Here is a 21,242-nt window from a genome sequence, read left to right as displayed (position 1 = left end):
GTTCCATTAGCATTGCTTACGTGTTGAATCTTGAGCGCCTGCGGACCCTGGACGCCCTCGCCCGTCACGGCTCGGTGAGCGGCGCGGCCGACGGACTGCATGTGACGACGTCCGCCGTCTCGCAGCAGCTGGCCAAGCTGGAGCGCGAGGTGGGCCAGCAACTGGTGGCCAAGAACGGCCGGGGGGTCCGGCTCACGGACGCCGGACAGCTGCTGGCCGACCACGCCGCGCGCATCCTCTCGCAGGTCGAGCTCGCCCAGGCGGACATCGAGGCGCAGCGCGGGCAGGTGGTCGGCGAGGTGCGGCTGGCCGGCTTCCCGACGGCCGCGCGCGGGCTGTTCCCGGAAGTCGTCACCATGCTGCGCGCGAGCCACCCCGAGCTGTGCGTGCGTACCAGCGAGCTGGAGCCCGAGTACGGCATCCGGCAGGTCATCCGGGGGGACATGGACCTCGCGGTGGTGCTCGACTGGAACAACAAGCGGTTGCCCGTCCCCGGTGGCCTGGCCACGGCGGCGCTGCTGGACGACGCCGCCGATGTGGCGATGCCCGCCGGTCATCCGCTCGCCACGCGCGCGGAAGTGGGGCTGGAGGACTTCGCCGACGAGGACTGGGTCTCCTGGCCCGAGGGCGAGTTCTGTTACGAGTGGCTCGTGTTCACGCTGCGGTCGAAGGGTGTCGAGCCGCGCATCGCGCACCTGGCGGGTGAGCACCACACGCAACTGGCGCTCATCGCGGCGGGACTGGGCGTCTGTGTGACGCCCCGGCTCGGGCGCGGGCCCGTGCCGGACGGGGTCGCCCTGGTGCCCGTCAGGCAGCCGATGCTCCGGCACATCTACGCGGTGTGGCGCACGGACGCCGACCGCCGGCCCTCGATCCGGGCCGCGGTGGACGCGTTGCGCGAGGTCGGGCGGGCCGTGGGAATCTGACCGGCCGGGCCGCGGCCGGCGCGGGAGGGTGCCGTGGCGGAGGGCGGAGGGCGGAGGGCGGAGGGCGAAGGGCGGTCGGCCGGGCGAGCCCGGGGGACGGGTCGGGAGGCGATCGCCGAGGCCGATGGCCCGTGGCCGCGCCGTGCCCGGCCGGGCCCCCTACCCGGCGGCCATCTTCCGGAAGTCCCAGGACACGACGGCGTCCGGGGTCAGCCGCAGCCACGCGTGCCGCCCGTCGTGGGGCATCCGGTCGAGACCGAAGTACTTGCGGGCGAACAGCCCCTCCGCGGCATCGAGCTCCGGGCAGGGCGCGCCCGTGCGCGGCGCCTCCCCGACGAAGGCCGCGGTCCCCGAGAGCTCGGCGCCCCGCAGTTCGCCGTACTCCTCGCCGTCGTCGACCAGCACGGCGACCCGCGCGTCCCGGCGCAGTTCACTCCAGCGCCTGCTGCGGGTGAGGGAGTACAGCCAGATGGACGTTCCGTCCCACACGAACCAGAGCGCGCCGAGGTGGGGCCGGCCGTCGGGGGAGACCGTCGCCACGCGGCAGGTGCGCTGCCCGGCGAGGTACGCGTCGAGTTCCTCCGGCGACATCATGATGCGCCGGCCGCGGCGCTGAGTGACGGCCATCCGGTCTCCGGCCCCCTCTTGTCCGATCGTCTGATCAGCAGTCAGGAATGATGGCGCGCCTTCCCTCTCCGCGCAAGGGGTCACCGCTCTCGCCCGTCCTGCCGGCGCCGTGCGGGCCGGCCCACTCCCCGGCATCGGCAACGTCCGGCTTGCCGAGGGTGCTTGTGGGGCTGGGGGTTCCCTGGCTCGGTCGCACCGGTGCTGTCAAGCAGCGTTGTCAGAGCAGTGCCATCGCAGCGGTTTGAGCACGGCGGAGCGAGCACAGCGGAGTGATCACGCCAGGGTGATCGAGTCCCCCTCCACCTTGATCGACGCGGGCGGCAGCGGCATGGTGGCCGGGCCCGCCTTCACGCTGCCGTCCGCAGCGTCGAACTTGCTGTTGTGGCACGGGCAGTTGATCGTCCCGTCGACGATGTCCTTCACGGCACACCCCGCGTGGGTGCACTTGGACGAGAACGCCTTGAACTCACCCGCCTTCGGCTGGGTCACCACGACATCGCCGATGACCTTCCCCCCGCCCTCCGGGATGTCGGACGTCTTCGCGAGCACCTGAGCACCGCCGCCCGCGCCCCCGGTGGCGCCGCCGCTTCCGCCGCTCCCGCCGGTGGCGCCACCGGTCGACGCGCTGCCGACGGACTCGGCCGCGTTGTCCGAGCCCCCGCACGCGGTGAGCACAGCGGCGAGGCCCGCCCCGCCCGCCGCCGTGACGACGGTCCGGCGTGCCACTGCCCCGGTGGTCTCCTGCGATCCGGTCATTCGGGCTTCCCTTCCATGGTGGTCACTACGTCGGTGTTCACTACGTCGGTATCCACGACCGTCCGTATGCACGACATCGGCGTTCACGACGTCATGGAGGGGTACGGGCCCGCGGAGCGGACCGTTCACCCGGCCAGCGCCCTCTTCAGGAAATCCAGTTCCAGCAGCAACTGATTGCTCGCCACATCGGCCCGGGTGACCATATGTGTCGCGCCGGGCAACGGGAGCACGGTGTGCGGTCGGCCGGCCGCGAGCAGGGCGGTGGAGAACCTGAGCGTATGTGCGGCGACCACATTGTCGTCGGCCAGGCCATGCATCAGCATCAGCGGCCTCGTCAGCCGGTGCGCGTACGGTACGAGCGAGGACCGCTCGTACCGGTCCGGATGCACGCCGGGGTGGCCGAGGAACCGCTCCTCCCAGTGGGTGTCGTACAGCCGCCGGTCGGTGGGGGCACCGCCGGCGACCGCCGCGCGGAACACCTCCGGCCGGTGCAGTACGGCTCCGACGGCGAGGTAGCCGCCGTACGACCAGCCCCGGATCGCCACCCGGTCAAGGTCCAGTTGGGGATACCGCCCCTCCGCCGCCCGCAACGCGTCCACCTGGTCGTCCAGCGGAGCCGTCAGCCGGTCGCCGTGGATCGCCGTCTCCCACGCCCGCCCCCGGCCGGGTGTGCCGCGCCCGTCGGTGATCAGCACCGCGAAGCCCTGCTCCGCGAACCACTGGGCCACCGCGCTCCACCAGCCGGGCGCCCGCACCGCCAGCTGGGTCCCGTACCCCCCGTAGGGGCTCAGCAGCACCGGCAGCCTGCCGTCACCCGGCCGGTGCCACGACGGCAGATGGAGATGGCTGCGCAGCTCCCGCTCACCGAGCGACAGCGGGACGGGGCGAGGCGTCACCACGGGCCTCTCGGCGAGTACGGCGATGGTGCCGACCGGCTCCGCGCCGCGCAGAACGGTCACGCTCCGCCCCCGCGCGGTCCTGCTGGCCAGGACGAGTGTGTCCCCGCCGACCGCGGCGGTGTGGACGCCGGGCTCCCGGCTGACGCGGCGGAAGCCCTCCTCCGGGGCGTACGACCACACATGGGTCTCGGTGGGGTCCTCGCTCGCGGTGAAGACGACCCGCTCGCCCGCCGTGCCGACGACCGCCCGCACGTGCAGGCCGGCCGGGGTGGCGACGCCGCCCTCCGGACCGCCGATGCGCAGGCCGCGCGTGTCACCGTCTTCGAGGTGCGCGAGGACCGGCGTCCCGCCGCCGGTGCGGCCGGGCGTGCCCGGGACGAGCGCCACCCACGCCGGGTCGGTCTCCTCGTGCAGCGGCCGGGTGCCACCGCCGTCCGGATCGACGGCCAGCAGTGCGGCCGTGCGCTGGTCGCGCGTCTGCACCTGGGCGAAGGGCCCGTGCCGGTCCCAGCCCGCCGCGGTGACGTACTCGTACCGCGGGTCCGTCCACTCGCCGGGCGGATGGCGGTCCGCTGCGGCGCGCTCGGGGAGCCGGACGGCGATCCGCCGCCCGTCCAGGCGCAGGATGTGCAGCGACACCTCGGGGTTGGCCGTCCCGGCCGCCGGGTACCGGATGGCCCTCGGCGGCTTCGCCGGATCGGCGGGGTCCGTCAGGTACCAGCGCGCCACGCGCGCCTGGTCCACGCGAGCCACCAGGAGGGCGTCCCCGTCAGGGGACCACCAGTGGCCGCGCAGCCGCCCGATCGACTCGGCCGACACGTGGTCGGAGAGGCCGTACGTCACGTCGGGGCCTTCGGGGGCGGCCAGCGGCCGGTCCCGCGTCCCGTCCATGCGGACGACACGCAGGGTGCCTCCGGTCACGTAGGCGACGAGCGAGCCGTCCGGCGAGGGCCGCGGGTCCACGGCGGGTCCGGCGGTCGGTATCCGGCGGGGGACGGTGCCGTCCGTCCGGACGGTCCACAGGCAGCCGCCCAGCGTGAACACCGCTACCCGCGCGTGGCGGTCCGTCGCGTAGTCGACCACGCCGGACGCGGTCGTCCGGGCCCGCTCGCGCCGGATCCTCTCCTCCTCCGGGACGCCCTCGTCCTCGGCGACCCCGTCGTCGCCGGCGCCCTCGCTGCGGCGGCCCAGGGCGTCGGGGTCGGCCAGCACGCGCTCGGCGCCGTCCTCGTGGATCCACAGCCGGCCGACGCCGTCCGTGCCCGCTCCCGTCCGCACATAGAGCACCCGCTCGCCGTCGGGGGAGACGGTGAACCGGCCCGGCACGCCGAGCGCGAAGCGGTGCGTCCGGGCGAACTGCCGCGGGAGATCAGGGGATCGGACGATCTTGTCGGTGGCCATGGGGCTGAGCATGACAGGCCGAAACCCGGGCGACCGCCGACGTACCCCCGAGTAATCTTGGGGGATGCTCTCCGAAGTCACAGCGACCCGCTACGTCACGCCCCTGCGGGAGGGCGGTTCGCTCCCGGGGATCGTCGAGGCCGACGATCTCGGTACGTACGTCATGAAGTTCACCGGCGCCGGACAGGGCCGCAAGACCCTGGTCGCCGAGGTCATCTGCGGGCGGCTGGGCCGCCGGCTCGGGCTGCGCGTCCCCGAGCTGGTCACCATCCAGCTCGACCCGGTCATCGGGCTCGGTGAACCGGACCAGGAGGTGCAGGAGCTGCTCAAGGCCAGCGGCGGGCTGAACCTCGGTATGGACTACCTCCCCGGCTCGATCGGCTTCGATCCGCTCGCGTACGAGATGGATCCGAAGGAGGCGGGCCGGGTCGTCTGGTTCGACGCGCTGATCAACAACGTCGACCGTTCGTGGCGCAACCCGAACATGCTGGTCTGGCACGGTGAGCCCTGGCTGATCGACCACGGCGCGACCATGATCTGGCACCACAACTGGCCGGGCGCCCTGGCCTCCGCCGCGAAGCCGTACGACGCCTCCGACCACGTGCTGGCCTCGTACGGTCCCGACATCGCCACCGCCGCCGCCGAACTGGCCCCCCTGGTCACCGAGGAGCTGCTGACCGAGGTCGCCGCCGAGGTCCCGGACGAGTGGCTGCTGGACGAACCCGGTTTCGACACCACGGACGCGCTGCGCCGCGCCTACGTCGGGGCGCTGCTGTCGCGCGCCGCGACCATCCACGAGCGGATCACCCTGGGGGCCCGCACCGCGCGCACGTCCTCGCAGGCCCCCGGCTGGCTGACCGAGCGCCTGGCCCCCTGGCCGCACCCCACGAAGGCCGAGCGGGCCGCCCGGAACGCCGACGGCACGCAGGGCGCCACCGGCGCGGACAGCGCGGACAGCGCGCAGAGCACGAAGGACGCCGAGAAGTGAGCGACCGGGACGTCTTCGAGTACGCGCTGCTGCGTGTCGTGCCGCGCGTCGAACGCGGTGAGTGCTTCAACGCCGGTGTGGTCGTGTACTGCCGCGCCAAGTCCTTCGTGGCCGCCCTGACCCATCTGGACGAGGTGAAGCTCAAGGCGCTCGACCCGTCGGCCGATGTCGTCGGTGTGCGCGCCGCGCTGCACGCGGTCGAAGGGGTCTGCCGGGGCGGCGAGCACGCGGGCCAGGCCGCCCAGGACGACGCGGGCCGGCGCTTCCGCTGGCTGATCGCGCCCCGCTCGACGGTGGTGCAGCCCGGCCCGGTCCACACGGGTCTGACCGCGGATCCGCGGGGTGAGGCGGAGCGGCTGCTGGCGCTGCTCGTGCGCTGAGCGGCGGTCCGGCCCGCGGCGGAGTGATCGGGGGCACCCGGTGGGCCGTTGACACCGGGTGCCAGGGCTTCTAGCGTCCCTTCTGCTGAAGGTACTAAGCGGTCGCTCATCCGACGGGACGTACCGGGTGAGCCGCATCCAAGGGCGAGGAGAACCAGAATGTCCACCACCGAGCAGCGCGTCGCCATCGTGACCGGGGCGGCGCGGGGCATTGGCGCCGCCACCGCGCTCCGACTGGCGGCCGAGGGCCGCGCCGTCGCCGTACTCGACCTCGACGAGGCGGCCTGCAAGGACACCGTCGACGCGATCACCGCGGCCGGCGGCAAGGCCGTGGCCGTCGGCTGCGACGTCTCCGACAGCGCCCAGGTGGAGGCCGCCGTCGCGCGGGTCGCCGCCGAGCTCGGCGCCCCCACGATCCTCGTCAACAACGCGGGCGTGCTGCGCGACAACCTGCTGTTCAAGATGAGCGAGTCCGACTGGGACACCGTGGTGAGCGTGCACCTCAAGGGCGCGTTCCTGATGGCCAAGGCGTGCCAGAAGCACATGGTGGACGCGGGCTTCGGCCGCATCGTCAGCCTCTCCTCCTCCTCGGCGCTCGGCAACCGCGGCCAGGCCAACTACGCCGCCGTCAAGGCCGGCCTGCAGGGCTTCACCAAGACGCTCGCCAAGGAGCTCGGCAAGTTCGGCATCACCGCCAACGCGGTCGCGCCCGGCTTCATCGTCACCGAGATGACCGCCCAGACCGCCGCGCGCGTGGGCATGGGCTTCGAGGACTTCCAGGCGGCCGCCGCCACCCAGATCCCGGTGCAGCGGGTCGGCCGGCCGGAGGACGTCGCCAACGCCATCGCGTTCTTCGCGGGCGACGACGCCGGCTTCGTCTCCGGCCAGGTCATGTACGTGGCCGGCGGACCGCTCAACTGATTCCCGGAGGAAGCGGACATGACTGAACAAGCACTTCCCGAGCCCTCCGGCAAGGTCGCCCTCGTCACGGGTGCGAGCCGCGGCATCGGTTACGGCGTCGCGCAGGCGCTCGTCGCCCGGGGTGACCGGGTGTGCATCACCGGCCGGGGCGAGGAGGCCCTCAAGGAGGCCGTGGAGCGCCTCGGCGCCGACCGGGTGATCGCCGTGGCGGGCAAGGCGCATGACGAGGCCCATCAGGCGCTCGCGGTCGAGCGCACCATGGAGGCCTTCGGCCGGGTCGACTTCCTGGTCAACAACGCCGGCACCAACCCGGTCTTCGGTCCCCTCGCCGAGCTGGACCTGGGCGTGGTGCGCAAGGTCTTCGAAACCAACGTCACCTCGGCGCTCGGCTTCGCGCAGCACACCTGGAAGGCGTGGCAGAAGGACAACGGCGGCGCGATCGTGAACATCGCGTCGGTCGCCGGACTCGCCCCGTCGCCCTTCATCGGCGCGTACGGCATGAGCAAGGCGGCGATGATCAACCTGACCCTCCAGCTGGCGCACGAATTCGCTCCGAAGGTCCGGGTCAACGCGATCGCGCCGGCCGTTGTCAAAACGAAATTCGCCGAGGCCCTCTACGAGGGCCGGGAAGCGGAGGCGGCCGCCGCCTACCCTCTCGGAAGGCTCGGAGTTCCGGAGGATATCGGGGGTGCGGCCGCTTTTCTGACCTCCGGCCAGTCGGACTGGATCACCGGTCAGACCCTGGTGCTGGACGGCGGAATCTTCCTCAATGCCGGAGTCGGCTGAGTCGGATTGTTCCTGATTGACAGCTGATTGCCTCAAGTGCCCCGTCGGGCTGCTTCATTGACCTGGCGGGGCGCTGCGGTATGGTCGGCCGACCCATGGCTGAACGAGGAGCGTGCACGTGTTCAACCGGACCAGTCTGCAGGCCGCTGCAGCCCTTGCGTCCATATCCCTGCTGGCGGGATGCAGTCTCTTTTCGGGCGATGAGGCCGATGGGGAAAACCGGATCATTGTCGGTACGACCAGCTCGCCCACCACGCTTGATCCTGCCGCTGCGTGGGACAATTCATGGGAAATGTACCGAAATGTCTTCCAGACGCTTCTGAGTTTCCCCACCGGCAGCACGACGCCTCAGCCCGATGCCGCGGACTGCAAGTTCACCGACGCGTCGAGCAAGGTCTTCCAGTGCGAGCTGCACGACGATCTGCAGTTCTCCGACGGCACCAAGCTCGACGCCGCGGCCGTCAAGCACTCGATCGAGCGCATCCGCACGATCAACGCGAAGGGCGGCCCCAACGGCCTGCTCGGCTCGCTCGACCGGGTCGACACGAACGGCGCCAGCACGATCACGTTCCGCCTCAAGGAGCCGGACGCGACGTTCCCGTTCATCCTGGCCACCCCCGCGATGTCGATCGTCGACCCGGCGAAGTACCCGGCCGACAAGCTCCGCGAGGACGGCAAGCTCACCGGTTCCGGCCCCTATGTCCTGGACGCGTACGAAGAGGGCACGAAGGCCGAGCTGTCCAAGAACGCGACCTACAAGGGTTTCGCGGACCGCAAGAACGACGGCGTGACCATCCGGTACTTCAAGGAGTCCGAGGCGATGGTCGACGCGCTGAAGAAGAAGGAGATCGACGCCACCTACCGCGGTCTGACCGCTGAGGAGGTCGTCGACCTGCGGGAACGGAAGCCCGCCAACGAGGGGCTGCAGCTGGTCGAGTCCACCGGCGCCGACATCCGCTACCTCGTCTTCAACGCCAAGGACCCCTCGGTGAGCAAGCTCGCCGTCCGCCAGGCGATCGCCCAGATCGTCGACCGCGACGCGCTGGTGGCCAAGGTCTACCAGGGCACGGCCGAGCCGCTGTACTCGATGGTGCCGAAGGGCATCGCGGGTCACACCACCGGATTCTTCGACCGGTACGGCGAGCCGGACACCGCCAAGGCCAAGAAGATCCTGCGCGAGGCGGGCATCGACAAGCCGGTCCCGCTGACGTTCTGGTTCACCACCGACCGTTACGGCTCCTCCACCGCTCCGGAGTTCGCGGAGCTGAAGCGGCAGCTCGACGGCTCGGGTCTCTTCGAGGTGACGCTGCAGAGCAAGCCGTGGAAGGACTTCCAGGCCGGCTACCAGAAGGGCGACTACCCCGTCTTCGGCCGTGGCTGGTTCCCCGACTTCCCGGACCCGGACAACTTCATAGCGCCCTTCGTCGGCAAGGAGAACGTGCTCTCCACGCCGTACGTCCGGCCGGAGATCACCGAGCAGCTGCTGCCCCTCTCCCGCCGGGAGAGCGACCGCGGAGCCGTCTCCCAGCAGTTCGAGCGCGCCCAGGAACTCCTGGTCGACGATGTGCGGCTGCTCCCGCTGTGGCAGGGCAAGCTCTACGTCGCGGCGAGCGAGGAGATCGCGGGCGGCGAGCGTGCGCTGGACCCGCAGACGGTCATGCAGATGTGGGAGCTGCATCGGAAGACCAGCTGGTAGGACCGGTTGTCAGTGGTCGCAGGTAGGTTCTTGGAACGACAAGCGATCACACACCGGAGGTTGTTGACGTGACCGACACCGCCATGCTGCCCGAGTCCTGGCGCGGCGTCCTCGGCGACGAGTTGCAGAAGCCCTACTTCAAGCTGCTCACCGAGTTCGTCGAGGAGGAGCGGGCGAAGGGGCCGGTCTACCCGCCGCGCGACGAGGTGTTCGCCGCTCTCGACGCCACTCCGTACGACCAGGTCAAGGTCCTCATCCTGGGCCAGGACCCGTACCACGGGGAGGGCCAGGGGCACGGACTGTGCTTCTCGGTGCGGCCGGGCGTCAGGACTCCGCCCTCCTTGCGCAACATCTACAAGGAGATGCACGAAGAGCTCGGACACCCTGTTCCGGACAACGGCTATCTGATGCCGTGGGCCGAGCAGGGTGTCCTGCTGCTCAACGCCGTACTGACGGTCCGGGCCGGCGAGGCCAACTCGCACAAGGGCAAGGGGTGGGAGAAGTTCACGGACGCCGTGATCAGCGCCGTGGCCTCCCGGCCGGACCCGGCCGTGTTCGTCCTGTGGGGCAACTACGCGCAGAAGAAGCTGCCGCTCATCGACGAGACGCGGCACGTGGTGGTCAAGGGGGCGCACCCCTCCCCGCTCTCCGCGAAGAAGTTCTTCGGCTCCCGCCCGTTCACGCAGATCGACGAGGCGGTCGCGGCCCAGGGTCACGAGCCGATCGACTGGCGCATCCCGAACCTCGCCTGAGCCGGCGGGGCCCGAGCCTCGCCTGAGCCTGCGGGACACCCCTGACCCCCTGGCCACCGGCTCGGTGGCATCCGCTCCGGGCCGAAGCCCGGCGGCCGGCCCTCGGGCCGCTGCCCCCGGCTCCTCACGGAGGGCCTCTGGGCCCAGGGATTTCCGGCCCGGGCCCCTCACTACCGCCTTACCGCTGCTTCCGTCCCCCGCCCCGGCCCGGCGAGCCGTGCCCATTCGTCGCGGACGGTCGGGGGCGGTCGGGGCGGACCGACAGGTCCGGGGTCCGACCCCGAGCCTGAGCGGGAATGCCGGTGGCGGCGGCTAGCGTCGGATCACGACCGATGAGTGGAGGCCGCAGTGCGGGAGCAGCAGCAGGACGCGTCGGACGACGTCGTCATGACCAGGATCGGGCAGGCCATGATGCTGCTCCACGGCGGGGACCGCGAAGAGGCCCGCAACCGCTTCGGGGAGCTGTGGGAGCAGATCGGTGCCGAGGGGGAGCCGCTGCACCGGTGCACCCTCGCGCACTACATGGCGGATACACAGGACGACCCCGACGACGAGCTCGCCTGGGACCTGCGGGCGCTGTCGGCGGCCGAGGGGCTGGGCGAGGAGGAGCCCGTCGGCCATGACTCCGCCGTGGCGCTGCGGGCCCTCTACCCCTCGCTCCACCTCAACCTCGCCGCCGACTACGCCAAGCTGCGGCGCCCGGACGCCGCGCGGGCCCATCTCGACCGGGCCCGGGCCGCCTCGCGCGCCCTGGATGACGACGGGTACGGAAACGGGGTCCGCGAGGCCATCGACCGGCTCGACCGGCGGCTGCGCGCCGACTGAGACGCCGGCGGGCGGGCTCCGGCCGGCGCGGGACGGCGGTCCTTCGCGTTCCAGCACGCCTTGTGCCAGTGCCGCAACCGGGCTCAGCGCCCATAGACGCCGCGGCAGATACGGGCCTCCTGGCTGTCGGGGCGCCAGCGTCCGTAGCTCTCTCCCAGGGCGCACGCGTCCTCGATGCCCCGCGGCACGGGGACGGCGGGCAGGCGCACCGCGGGGACCCGTTCCCGGGGCCGCTCCCTCGTCGGGGCGCGGCGAGGACTCTGGGGGCGCGGGGCGGCGGGCGCCGGGCGCGGCTCGGCGCGGGGCCGGGGCGGCCGCGCCGCGACGGTCGCCGGCGGCCGTGACGGCAGGGCGGCTTCCAGGGCCTCCCGCGCCGGGCCCTCGACGATCTGGGGGGCCACGTCCTGCACCGGCCGGGCGACTTCGGGGGCGGCCGGAACGGGCGCCGGGGGGCGCCCTTCCACGGACACGCAGCCCGTCAGGGCCGCCACCGCCACGCCGACCAGGACCTTCGCTGTGGTTCTCGTTGGTTGCACCCCGCAACTCTGAGGGCTGCGGGGCGCAGCAGGGGGCTGCTACCGGCGGTTATTGGCCCACATGGGTGACGGCCGCGCGGTGGCCGTGTCAGTCGCCGGTCGCGCCGTCGACGCGTTCGCGCAGAAGGTCCGCGTGGCCGTTGTGGCGCGCGTACTCCTCGATCATGTGGGTGTAGATCCAGCGGAGGCTGTATCCCTCTCCGCTGCGGCTCCGCCCGACGGCCAGGTCGTCCAGCGCGACGGGCGCGGCCAGTTCGCGGGCGCGTGCGATCTCGGCCTGCCAGGTGGTGCGGGCCTCGTCCCAGGTGTCGTCGGGCGAGGGGTGGAAGTCCCCGTCCGGGTCCTCGTCGGTGTAGTAGATCGGTTCGGCGTCCTCGCCGGCCAGCGTCCGGCTGAACCACCCGCGCTCGACCTCGGCCATGTGCCGCACCAGGCCGAGCAGTGACAACCCGGAGGGAGGGGCGGAGGTCTCCCGCAGCTGACTGTCCTCCAGGCCCTCGCACTTCATCGCCAGCGTCCGGCGGTGGTACTCCAGCCAGCCCTCCAGCATCTCGCGTTCGCCCGCGACGCCCGAGGGCTCGGTGCGCGCTCCGTCGTCGGCGGTGGTGGAGGTGGGTGCGGTCCGCGGGGGTGTCGTCATGCCGGGCATCCTCACGCACACGCCACCGGTGCCGCCAGTGGTTATCGGATCCGCGGCCCCAGCATGCCGCGCAGCAGCTCGTCGAAGCCCTTCCGCAGTTCGGCGCGGCTCGGTACGGACGAGTGGAAGGCCCCAACGGAGCAGGAGAACATCAGTCCCTCGCACCACGCCACCAGGGACAGCGTGTGGCGCTCCGGGTCGGGTGAACCCGCCGCTCTCATGAGGGCGGTGAGCGGTTCCCGGAATCGTTCGCGTCCCGTCTCGTCGAAGAAGGCCCGCAGCCCGGGCCGTCGTGTGGCCTCCATGGCCAGCTCGTACCGGGCCACCAGCAGTTCGCGATGGCCGGTCAGATAGCGGTGCAGGGCGAGGGAGAACGCGTCGACGAGCGGTTCCGGGCCGCTGCCGGGGCCGGGCAGCCCGGGGGCCATGAGCACCTGCGCCTCGCGCTCCGCGAGCCGCCGCACCGCCGCCTCCAGCAGTGCCTGCCGGGTGCGGGCGTGGTTCGAGGTGGAGCCCTGGGGGAGTCCGGCCCGTTCGTCCACGGCCCGGTGGGTCAGCCCCCGCATCCCGCGCTCGACGAGCAGGGCGAGGGCGGTGTCGGCGATCAGTTCGGCCCGTGCGGAGGCCCCGGAAGTGCGTGCGGTCATGGGGACAATCTACCGCCGCGACTACACCTGTAGTACGGTGACGGTGTCACTACAGGTGTAGTTCAGGTGTAGTCCTTGGAGGAGTCATGGACCGTCCGCCCACGAGCCGAGCCCTCACCGCACCCCGCACGTCCGGCCGGCCCGGCGCCCTCCGGGCGGTCGTCGTCGGGAGCGGGATCGGCGGTCTGACCGCGGCCGTCGCCCTGCACCGGACGGGCTGGCACGTCACCGTCCTGGAGCGGGCGGGGGAACTCCTGCCCGTGGGTGCCGGTATCGGTCTCGCCCCCAACGCCCTGCGCGCCCTCGACGTCATCGGCCTGGGGGACGAGATCCGCGCCCTGGCCGCCTGGCAGGGCGACGGGGGCCTGCGCACCCCCGGCGGCCGGTGGCTCGCCCGTACCGACGCCCGGGCGGCCGCCGACCGGTTCGGCGACCCGCTCGTGCTGGTCCACCGCGCCACCCTGATCGACGCGCTGGCCGCCGGGCTGCCCCCGGACGCCCTGCGCACCGGCTCGGCGGCGACGCTCACCGACCCGGGCGTCGCCCACGGCCGGCGCGCCGTCGTCACCACGCCCGACGGCGACATCGAGGCCGACCTCGTCATCGGCGCCGACGGAATCGGATCAGCCGTGCGCCGGGCCCTCTTCCCCTCCCGCCCCGGTCCCGAGTACGCCGGACTCACGAGCTGGCGCATGGTCGTCCCCGCCCCCCGGAAGCCCTTCCCTCCGCACGAGACCTGGGGACGGGGAGCGCTGTGGGGCACACAGCCGCTCAAGGACGGCCGGGTCTACGCGTACGCGGCGGCCGCCGCCCCCGAAGGAGACCGGTCGCCCGACGGCGAGAGGGCCGAACTGCTGCGCCGCTTCGGCAACTGGCACGACCCCGTCCCGGCGATCCTCGCGGCCTGCGGCGAGGACCGGATCCTGCGCCATGACATCCACCACCTCACGACCCCGCTGCCCGCCTTCCACCAGGGCCGCGCCGTCCTCCTGGGCGACGCCGCCCACCCGATGGCCCCCACGCTCGGCCAGGGCGGCAACCAGGCCATCGAGGACGGCATCGTGCTCGCCCACCACCTCGCCGCGCCCGCGGACCTGGGCGCCGCGCTCGCCGCCTACTCCGCCGACCGCCTGCCCCGCACCACGGCCGTCGTCCGCAAGGCCGCGCGCGTCGCCAGGCTCCAGACCCGCACCGGCGCACCCTTCGTCCTGCTGCGCGACGCCCTGATCACCCTCGCCGGGTTCGGGCCCGGCCTCGCCCTGCGTACGTTCGACGGCATCGCCGACTGGCGCCCGCCGCAGGGCACGTATGCTGCCCGGACGTACGATCACCAGGACCGCCCGGACCACCGGCACGACCGGCATCGCCCGGCCGGCCGGGAATCCGCGGTCCACCAGGATCCCCGGGGCCCTCAGGGCGGCCGGGACCGTCAGGTACCGCGATAGGGAGACCTCCGTGAAGATCGGCTGCATCGGCCTCGGCGACATCGCCCAGAAGGCGTACCTGCCGGTGCTGACCACCCGACCCGGGACCGAGCTCCACCTCCAGACCCGCACCCCCGCCACCCTGGCCAGGACCGCCGGGATGTACCGCGTCCCGGCGGACCGGTGCCACACCGGTCTCGACTCGCTGCTCGCCGCGGGCCTCGACGCCGCGTTCGTGCACGCGCCGACCTCCGTGCACGCCGAGATCGTCACCCGCCTGCTGGAGGCGGGGGTTCCCACGTACGTCGACAAGCCCCTGGCCTACGACCTCGACGACTCCAGGCGCCTGGTCGAACTGGCGGAGCGACGCGGCGTCGGCCTGGCCGTGGGCTTCAACCGCCGCCTGGCGCCCGGATACGCGCAGTGCCTCGACCACCCGCGCGAGCTGATCCTGATGCAGAAGAACCGCGTGGGCCTGCCCGAGGACCCCCGCACCCTCGTCCTGGACGACTTCATCCACGTCGTCGACACCCTGCGCTTCCTGGTGCCCGGGCCGGTCGAGCACATCGACGTACGGGCCAGGGTCCGCGACGGACTGATGCACCACGTCGTGCTCCAGCTGTCCGGCGACGGCTTCACCGCGATCGGCACGATGAACCGCAGGAACGGCTCCACCGAGGAGATCCTCGAAGTGTCCGGCCAGGACTCCAAGCGGCAGATCGTCAACCTCGCCGACATCGTCGACCACGAGGGCCGGCCGAGCGTGCGGCGGCGCGGTGACTGGGTGCCGGTCGCCCGGCAGCGGGGCATCGAGCAGGCCGTGGACGCCTTCCTCGAAGCGGTGGCGGCCGGCAAGCCGCTCAGTGCCCAGGACGCCCTGCTGACCCACGAGTTGTGCGAGCGGGTGGTCCGGGAGTCCCTGGAGCAGGCCGCCTGAGCGAGCTCCCCCCGCTGACGGCACAGACGGCGCACAGTACGGCCAGGGCCGTGTAGACCGCCCAGTCGCCGAACCGGGCGTACACGGTGGTGCCGCTCGCCAGCGGGACGTCGTACACGGCGGACGCGCTGCGGTCCGTACCCAGCGGCGGGCCGACCCGGCCGCCGTCGGGCCCGTGGACGACGCTGACACCGGTGAGCGTCGCGTGCACCATCGGCCGCCCCGTCTCGGCCGCCCGAAGCGCCGCCAGCGAGGCGTGCTGGTCCGGCGCCCAGCTGTCCTGGAAGGTCGACGTCGCGGACTGGGCGACCAGCAGCTGCGCCCCGTCCCGGGCCAGACTCCGGCTCATGTCGGGGAAGGCCGACTCGAAGCAGACCAGCGGCCCCAGCCTCAGCCCCCGCTCACCGACGGCCATCACCACCTGGCCGGTGCCGCGCATCCGGTCCTCGCCGGCGGCCTTGCCCACCGAGGTCGCCCAGCCCAGCAGCGCACGGGCCGGGACGTACTCGCCGAACGGCACCAGACGCATCTTGTCGTAACGGTCACCGGTCGGACCGGCGGGCCCGACCAGGACACTGCTCTTGTAGATGCCGGGCCGGTCCGAGCGCCGCGCGTCCACATTGACCAGGATCTCGGCGCCCACCGCCCGGGAGAGCGCGGCGAGCCGGTCCGCGAGATCGCGCCGGGTCGCCAGATCCGCACCGACGCTGCTCTCGCCCCACACCACGACGTCCACGTCCCGGCCGGCCAGCTCGCGGGTCAGTTCCTCGCCGCGCGCGAACCGGCGTTCCGCGCCGCCGATGCCGTCGATGACACCAGGCTGGACGACCGCGACCCGGACCCGGCCCGTCTCCAGTGGGGGCCGTACCCATAGCCACAGCGATCCCGTGGTGAGCGCGCATACCATCAGCCCGGCGACCGCCGTCGTACGCGCCCGAGGCACCGCCACGAGCACCGTCACCGCTGTATTGACGGCCACCACCAGCAGACTCACCAGCCAGACACCGCCCACCGAAGCGACCCGCAGGGCGGGGGCGACCTCCCACTGGCTCGCCCCGAGCAGCCCCCATGGACCGCCCAACGCCTCCCAGGACCTGACCAGTTCCACCATCAGCCAGCCCGACGGCACCACGGCCAGTGCGGCGGCGGCCCGTGCCCGGGACGGCGTCCCGGCCAGCATCAGGCGCACCAGCCACCCCCAGGGCATCCACAGCAGACCGAGCAGCGCCGCCAGCACCACGATGAACACATGGAGACTCGGCATCAGCCAGTGGTGCACGGCCAGTATGAAGCCCAGCCCGCCGAGCCAGCCGTCCAGCGCCGCCCGACGCCCGGTCGCGGCCGTACGGGCCAGCAGCATCCAGGGCACCAGCGCGACGTACGCCCACCACCACAGCCCGGGAGCGGGAAACGCGAGCGCTGGAAGGGCACCGGCCGCGATGGCGGCTGCGGCGCGCCACCAACGGGACGTCCACACCTCGCGTACCGGCCGCGGGAGCGTTCCCGCCCGCCCGGCCGATCCGTCGCGTGCCGGTGACTCCCGTCGGCCCGCCGGAATGCGCATGCGGCTCCTCCTCCACGAGCAGGTGGGAACGTGCTCCCGGGACCGCCCCCGGGACATCTGCGCACCTACCCCGGGACGGCCCGGGAGAACGGCCTCGCGGGGACGGGCGCCGTGGAGCGGTCCGGCCCACGGGTCCGGGGTCACGCCGGTGGGACCAATCCACGCGGACGAATCTCCGCAATTCCGCGCCAATCCGTGCGAACGGCTGGCGCGGGTGCCGCGCGCGAACGGCGCCCGCCTCCAGTGTGCGGGAGCGGATCAGCCGGTGGGCAGTACGCCCGGTGCGCGTCGCCACTTCTCCCGCACGATCACCGAGCGCACCCGCCACCCGGCCTCCGTGCGCAGCAAGGTGAAGGCGCAGCGGCCGCCCGAGACGAGGTCACCCGCCGGTGCGGCGTCGTCCGGCGGCGCCTGCGGACGGATCGTATTCACGTAGTCCGCCAGCGCCTCGGCACTGTCGCCCGGGTACCCGCCCAGATCCTGGATGCGTACCCGGCGGTTGACGATCAGGTGCTGACGGACCGGGAACGGGCGCATCGTCTCGGCCAGCCAGTCGGCGATCTCCTCCGCGCCGCCCGCGATGCCGCCCGCCTCGCGGTAGTCGGCCCGCCCGTCACGGGTGAAGAGGCCCCGGTACGCGGTCCAGTCGGAATCGTCCACGGCCACCGCGTAGCCGGTGATCAACTCGTCGATGGCCAGCCGGTCCATCACGGTCGCGAGGTCCACGCGCTGTGTCATCGGATCAGTGTCGGGCAGTCGGGACGGCAGGCCAAGGGCCGCGTACTCCATCGGGTGGCCGGACCGGATACTGGGCTCCATGCGTATCGACTACGATCCCGCCACCACCGTGCGAGCCGATTTCTACCGGCTGCTCACCGCGACCGTGGTGCCGCGCCCCATCGCGTGGGTGTCCACCACCGCCGCCGACGGCACCGACAATCTGGCCCCGCACTCCTTCTTCACCATCGCGTGCGTGACGCCGCCGATCGTCCAGTTCACCTCGGTCGGCCGCAAGGACTCGCTGCGCAACATCGAGCAGACCGGCGAGTTCGTCGTCAACCTGTCGCCCGAGCCGCTCTTCGAGCAGATCAACGCCACGGCCACCGACTTCCCGCCCGGGATCAGCGAGTTCGACGCCGTCGGCGTCGCGCGCGAACCGAGCCTGCGGGTCAAGCCGCCGCGGGTGGCGGCCTCTCCGGTGGCGCTGGAGTGCGAACTGCACAGCACCGTGCTGCTGGGCGACTCGACCGTGGTGTTCGGCCGGGTGGTGCACGCGGCGATCGCCGAGGACGTGATGGTGGACGGTCATCCGGAGATCGGACGGATGCGCCCGCTGACCCGGCTCGGGAAGAACGAGTGGGGCACGCTCGGCGGTGTACGGGAGATCGAGCGCGTTCCGTACGAGCCCGGCGCCTGACGCGGGACCGAGGCCCTTGGTGGCCCCCGCGCTTCGAGGGCCGCACCGCCACCGGCGGGCCGCGCCGGGACCGCGTAAAGACCCTCCGGAACCGGATGGCGGGACGGGGGGCGAGCGCGACGCGACGGTCCGGTCCACCGACGCGGTGCGGAGCGTCGGTCCTACGCCGGCCCCTGGCCGGTGTCCACGTCCGGCAGGGCACCGAGGGCGGCCCCGGGACCTGGCTGGGCACAGGGCCGCCGGCCCTCCGCGGGTCGCTCATCACCTGGCTCCGGCGGGACGTGTACGTGCCATCCCAGGTGTCCGCCGAGGCCGCCTTCCGCGCCGTCGGCGGAGCCGCGCTGCTGCCGGGGCAGCGTTGTGCGGGGAGGGGGCCGCACCGGGGCGGGGCCTATGCCGCTTCCCAGTGGTGGGCGCGGCCGCCCCGCCACTCGACGAGCTGCGGGTCGTCGAGCGCCATGTCGGCGTCGTCGAGCCCGGCCCGCCTCAGGAACTCGACAAGGTCCGCGTCGTTGTGGGCGAGCCCCAGGATCTGCCCGCGCACGGTGACGCGCCGCCCGCCGCCGGAGGAGGGACGGTGCACGACGATGGGTGCCTGCCAGACCATGGCACCAGCGTGCGTCGGGCGGTGCTTGATCGCAGCCCGGCGGTCCGCGCGGGCGTCCCCTCGGTCCCGGCCGCGCAGGCGTGGGCGGTGTCCGGCGGGGAAGCCCGAAGGCGCCCCCCGTCAGGCCGGGGGCGGGCCGGGCGGCTTTTCGGTGACGGGCCCGGGGGCGGCCGAGGGAACGGCCGGGTGGGGCCGGCGGCGCAGGGCCGTCCGGGCGGTCCGGGGCGGCCGTGGCGGGGCCGTCCGCACGGGGTGCGAACGGAACGCGTGCCTCCATGTGGCGCGCGCCCTCGGGACCGCCCTTCCGCGCGGGACGCTCAAGGAGCGCATCCGGGCCGGAGGACCTGGGCGGGAGGACGGTGCGGCGCGCCAAGTGCGTCCCGCCTCGCGCAGCCCGCGCAGCCCGTGCGGATTGTGCGGCCCGCGCAGCCCGTGCGGAGCGTGTGGCTTGCGCGCCGCGTCGGTGTCAGCCGGCCGATTCGCCCGCGTGCGGGCTGAGGACGCCCATGCCGACGAGCACGAACAGGACGATGCCCAGCAGGATCCGGTAGATGACGAAGGGCATGAAGCTCTTGGTCGTGATGAACTTCATGAACCAGGCGATGACCGCGTACCCCACGGCGAACGCGATGATCGTGGCGAAGACGGTCGGCCCCCACGACACATGGCCCTCACCCGCGTCCTTCAGTTCGTAGGCGCCGGACGCGAGCACCGCGGGGATGGCCAGCAGGAACGAGTAGCGGGCCGCCGACTCGCGCGAGTACCCCATGAGCAGGCCGCCGCTGATCGTGGCGCCGGACCGGGAGACGCCCGGGATCAGGGCCATCGCCTGGCACAGGCCGTAGATGAGGCCGTCCTTGACGGTCAGGTCCTTGAGCGACTTGCGCTCGCGCACCGCGCGGTGCCGGCCGCCCTCCTCGTCGCGGGCCGCGAGCCGGTCGGCGATCCCCAGCACGATGCCCATCACGATCAGGGTGGTGGCGATCAGGCGCAGGTCGCGGAACGGGCCCTCGATCTGGTCCTTGAGCGTGATGCCCAGGACGCCGATCGGGATCGAGCCGACGATGACGAGCCAGCCCATCTTGGCGTCGTGGTCCGAGCGCATCGCCTTGTTCCCCAGCGACTTGAACCAGGCCGACAGGATGCGGCCGATGTCCTTGCGGAAGTAGATGAGGACCGCCGTCTCGGTGCCGATCTGGGTGATCGCCGTGAAGGCCGCCCCTGGGTCGTGCCAGCCCGCGAACGCCGCGGTGAGACGCAGGTGCGCGCTGGAGGAGATGGGGAGGAACTCCGTCAGCCCCTGGACGAGTCCGAGGATGAACGATTCGAACCAACTCATGGGGCTAGGGCCGTCCCGGATGCACTTGTACGGTCATGGCGGCGGCCGTTCGGTCGACGGCCGGTCGGTGCGCAGCGTACAGCCCTTGGATGAACAGCCGGTCGCCCGTACCCGACAGTTCCCGCCGTCGTCCGGTCGTCCGGTCGTCCGTGCGGTCGTGCGGTCGTGCGGTGCCTATGTGTCGGTACGGAGCCCCAGGCCGCTTCAGGCGCCCCGGCGGTCGGTGCCGCCGGGACGTCCGGCGCCGATCGCCCCCCGGGCCGTACGCCGGAGAACCGGGCCGCCCATCCGTCACCGGCCTGCCAGCCGGTGGCGCTTGCGCCAGGCGACCACGGCCGCGGCGAGGCCGGTCAGCACGATGAACCCCATCGCGATCAGGAAGGTGGGCGAGGTCGGCGACGCGGCCTCGCTGCCCGCGACGACATAGGCGGCGGTGTTCGGGACCGAGCCGATGCCGGTGGCGAGCAGGAACGGCAGATAGCCCATGCGGGACACCGCCGCGCAGTAGTTGGCCGCGGCGAACGGCACGCCGGGGAAGAGCCGGATCGCCAGCATCGAACGGAAGCCGTGCCTGCTCAGCTGCCCGTCCGCCGCCTCCAGCCAGCGCCCCCGCACCAGCGGACGCAGGGCGTCCTGTCCCAGCAGCCGGCCCAGTGTGAAGGAGATGCCCGCCCCCAGGACGGTGCCCGCCACCGCGGCGACCAGTCCGGCCTGCGAGCCGAAGAGCGCGCCCGCCGCCAGGTTCAGGATCGGCCTCGGTACGAAGGCGGCGGTGCACAGCCCGTACGCGAGAGCGAACAGCACCACCGCGCCCGCGCCGCTCACCTGCGGTGGCCAGCCGGCCGACAGCAGCCGTTGCGGCTCGAAGAGCACCACGGTCACCGCCGCGGAGGCGAGGACCACGACGAGCAGGGACAGCCGCGACCACGGCGAGAGCAGCGCCTGCGAGCAGCGGATGGCCAGAGCGTTCCGGGGCCTGATGACGGGGTCGAGCATCCGGGGAGACTAACCGACGAAGGTGTCTGATCGCCGTAACGCGCACCGCTGGACCCTTGCCGCGCCCGGGGGTTCACGGCGGGACGGCGCGCGCGGAGGACCGCCGTCCTCTCGTGGTCCGCCGGCCGGGTCCGGCGCGACGAGACCTCGGACCGCCCCGTCGTTCCGGCCCGCCCGA

The 21,242-nt window shown here is 72.8% G+C and carries 22 protein-coding genes; 11 read left to right on the top strand and 11 right to left on the bottom strand.

Going from position 1 to position 21,242, the window contains the following annotated elements:
* Positions 1–20: 20 nt before the first annotated feature.
* Complete coding sequence (locus tag PUR26_RS24140) at positions 21–926, top strand: LysR family transcriptional regulator (RefSeq protein ID WP_329874874.1); 906 nt, start codon at positions 21–23, stop codon at positions 924–926.
* 159 nt (positions 927–1,085) lie between these two features.
* Here PUR26_RS24140 and PUR26_RS24135 read toward each other — a convergent pair whose 3' ends face one another.
* From PUR26_RS24135 to PUR26_RS24125, 3 genes are all read right to left on the bottom strand, one after another.
* On the bottom strand, positions 1,086–1,553 hold the full coding sequence (locus tag PUR26_RS24135; protein WP_329874872.1) for a pyridoxamine 5'-phosphate oxidase family protein: 468 nt from the start codon (positions 1,551–1,553) through the stop codon (positions 1,086–1,088).
* A gap of 273 nt (positions 1,554–1,826) precedes the next feature.
* The gene (locus PUR26_RS24130; RefSeq protein ID WP_329874870.1) at positions 1,827–2,309 is read right to left on the bottom strand and encodes a Rieske (2Fe-2S) protein; all 483 of its coding nucleotides are present in this window, start codon (positions 2,307–2,309) and stop codon (positions 1,827–1,829) included.
* Positions 2,310–2,434: 125 nt separating this feature from the next.
* Positions 2,435–4,609 carry a S9 family peptidase gene (locus tag PUR26_RS24125; RefSeq protein ID WP_329874868.1) on the bottom strand — a complete coding sequence of 725 codons (2,175 nt, stop codon included), beginning with the start codon at positions 4,607–4,609 and terminating at the stop codon, positions 2,435–2,437.
* A 64-nt stretch (positions 4,610–4,673) separates the two neighbouring features.
* Here PUR26_RS24125 and PUR26_RS24120 point away from each other — a divergent pair, with 64 nt between their 5' ends.
* The 7 genes from PUR26_RS24120 to PUR26_RS24090 all read left to right on the top strand — a co-directional run bounded on the left by PUR26_RS24120 (position 4,674) and on the right by PUR26_RS24090 (position 10,957).
* Positions 4,674–5,597: a HipA family kinase gene (locus PUR26_RS24120; protein ID WP_329874866.1), complete on the top strand. Its 924-nt coding sequence runs from the start codon at positions 4,674–4,676 to the stop codon at positions 5,595–5,597.
* Positions 5,594–5,977 carry a DUF3037 domain-containing protein gene (locus PUR26_RS24115; protein WP_329874864.1) on the top strand — a complete coding sequence of 128 codons (384 nt, stop codon included), beginning with the start codon at positions 5,594–5,596 and terminating at the stop codon, positions 5,975–5,977. Before PUR26_RS24120 ends, PUR26_RS24115 begins: the two co-directional genes overlap by 4 nt.
* A 159-nt stretch (positions 5,978–6,136) precedes the next feature.
* A complete protein-coding gene (gene fabG / locus PUR26_RS24110) occupies positions 6,137–6,898 on the top strand; it encodes a 3-oxoacyl-ACP reductase FabG (protein WP_329874862.1) in 762 nt (253 codons plus the stop codon).
* Between the two features lie 18 nt (positions 6,899–6,916).
* The gene (locus PUR26_RS24105; RefSeq protein ID WP_329874860.1) at positions 6,917–7,684 is read left to right on the top strand and encodes an SDR family oxidoreductase; all 768 of its coding nucleotides are present in this window, start codon (positions 6,917–6,919) and stop codon (positions 7,682–7,684) included.
* Between the two features lie 118 nt (positions 7,685–7,802).
* A complete protein-coding gene (locus tag PUR26_RS24100; protein ID WP_329874859.1) occupies positions 7,803–9,380 on the top strand; it encodes an ABC transporter substrate-binding protein in 1,578 nt (525 codons plus the stop codon).
* A 68-nt stretch (positions 9,381–9,448) separates the two neighbouring features.
* On the top strand, positions 9,449–10,132 hold the full coding sequence (gene ung / locus PUR26_RS24095) for a uracil-DNA glycosylase (RefSeq protein ID WP_329874857.1): 684 nt from the start codon (positions 9,449–9,451) through the stop codon (positions 10,130–10,132).
* A 387-nt stretch (positions 10,133–10,519) separates the two neighbouring features.
* The gene (locus PUR26_RS24090) at positions 10,520–10,957 is read left to right on the top strand and encodes a hypothetical protein (RefSeq protein WP_329874964.1); all 438 of its coding nucleotides are present in this window, start codon (positions 10,520–10,522) and stop codon (positions 10,955–10,957) included.
* A gap of 83 nt (positions 10,958–11,040) precedes the next feature.
* Here PUR26_RS24090 and PUR26_RS24085 read toward each other — a convergent pair whose 3' ends face one another.
* From PUR26_RS24085 to PUR26_RS24075, 3 genes are all read right to left on the bottom strand, one after another.
* Positions 11,041–11,493: a hypothetical protein gene (locus PUR26_RS24085; protein WP_329874855.1), complete on the bottom strand. Its 453-nt coding sequence runs from the start codon at positions 11,491–11,493 to the stop codon at positions 11,041–11,043.
* An 88-nt stretch (positions 11,494–11,581) separates the two neighbouring features.
* Positions 11,582–12,133, bottom strand: coding sequence for a DinB family protein (locus tag PUR26_RS24080; protein ID WP_329874853.1), 552 nt, complete (start codon positions 12,131–12,133; stop codon positions 11,582–11,584).
* Between the two features lie 41 nt (positions 12,134–12,174).
* On the bottom strand, positions 12,175–12,780 hold the full coding sequence (locus PUR26_RS24075) for a TetR/AcrR family transcriptional regulator (protein ID WP_329874851.1): 606 nt from the start codon (positions 12,778–12,780) through the stop codon (positions 12,175–12,177).
* An 86-nt stretch (positions 12,781–12,866) separates the two neighbouring features.
* Here PUR26_RS24075 and PUR26_RS24070 point away from each other — a divergent pair, with 86 nt between their 5' ends.
* Positions 12,867–14,225 (top strand): FAD-dependent monooxygenase, encoded by a 1,359-nt coding sequence (locus tag PUR26_RS24070; RefSeq protein ID WP_329874849.1) that lies wholly within the window; start codon positions 12,867–12,869, stop codon positions 14,223–14,225.
* Between the two features lie 10 nt (positions 14,226–14,235).
* Positions 14,236–15,141 carry a Gfo/Idh/MocA family protein gene (locus tag PUR26_RS24065; protein ID WP_329874847.1) on the top strand — a complete coding sequence of 302 codons (906 nt, stop codon included), beginning with the start codon at positions 14,236–14,238 and terminating at the stop codon, positions 15,139–15,141.
* Here the strand turns inward: PUR26_RS24065 and lnt are convergent.
* Entirely contained in the window at positions 15,065–16,705 is a 1,641-nt protein-coding gene (gene lnt, locus PUR26_RS24060; RefSeq protein ID WP_329874846.1) for an apolipoprotein N-acyltransferase, read from the bottom strand. The two genes, PUR26_RS24065 and lnt, sit on opposite strands and share 77 nt — an antisense overlap.
* Before the next feature lie 258 nt (positions 16,706–16,963).
* Entirely contained in the window at positions 16,964–17,443 is a 480-nt protein-coding gene (locus PUR26_RS24055; RefSeq protein ID WP_329874844.1) for a nuclear transport factor 2 family protein, read from the bottom strand.
* A gap of 79 nt (positions 17,444–17,522) precedes the next feature.
* Between PUR26_RS24055 and PUR26_RS24050 the strand changes: the two genes are divergently transcribed.
* A complete protein-coding gene (locus PUR26_RS24050) occupies positions 17,523–18,122 on the top strand; it encodes a flavin reductase family protein (RefSeq protein WP_329874842.1) in 600 nt (199 codons plus the stop codon).
* 391 nt (positions 18,123–18,513) lie between these two features.
* Here the strand turns inward: PUR26_RS24050 and PUR26_RS24045 are convergent, their stop codons facing one another.
* The 3 genes from PUR26_RS24045 to PUR26_RS24035 form a co-directional block, all read right to left on the bottom strand.
* Positions 18,514–18,729: a hypothetical protein gene (locus PUR26_RS24045; protein ID WP_329874840.1), complete on the bottom strand. Its 216-nt coding sequence runs from the start codon at positions 18,727–18,729 to the stop codon at positions 18,514–18,516.
* 466 nt (positions 18,730–19,195) lie between these two features.
* Positions 19,196–20,068, bottom strand: a complete 873-nt coding sequence (locus PUR26_RS24040) for an undecaprenyl-diphosphate phosphatase (protein ID WP_329874838.1) — start codon at positions 20,066–20,068, stop codon at positions 19,196–19,198.
* Between the two features lie 291 nt (positions 20,069–20,359).
* Positions 20,360–21,064, bottom strand: a complete 705-nt coding sequence (locus tag PUR26_RS24035; protein ID WP_329874836.1) for a TVP38/TMEM64 family protein — start codon at positions 21,062–21,064, stop codon at positions 20,360–20,362.
* Positions 21,065–21,242: the final 178 nt, after the last annotated feature.

The sequence above is a fragment of the Streptomyces sp. SP18CS02 genome (assembly GCF_036322365.1).
Lineage (GTDB): Bacteria > Actinomycetota > Actinomycetes > Streptomycetales > Streptomycetaceae > Streptomyces.
This window is presented reverse-complemented; position numbering and strand designations above follow the sequence as displayed.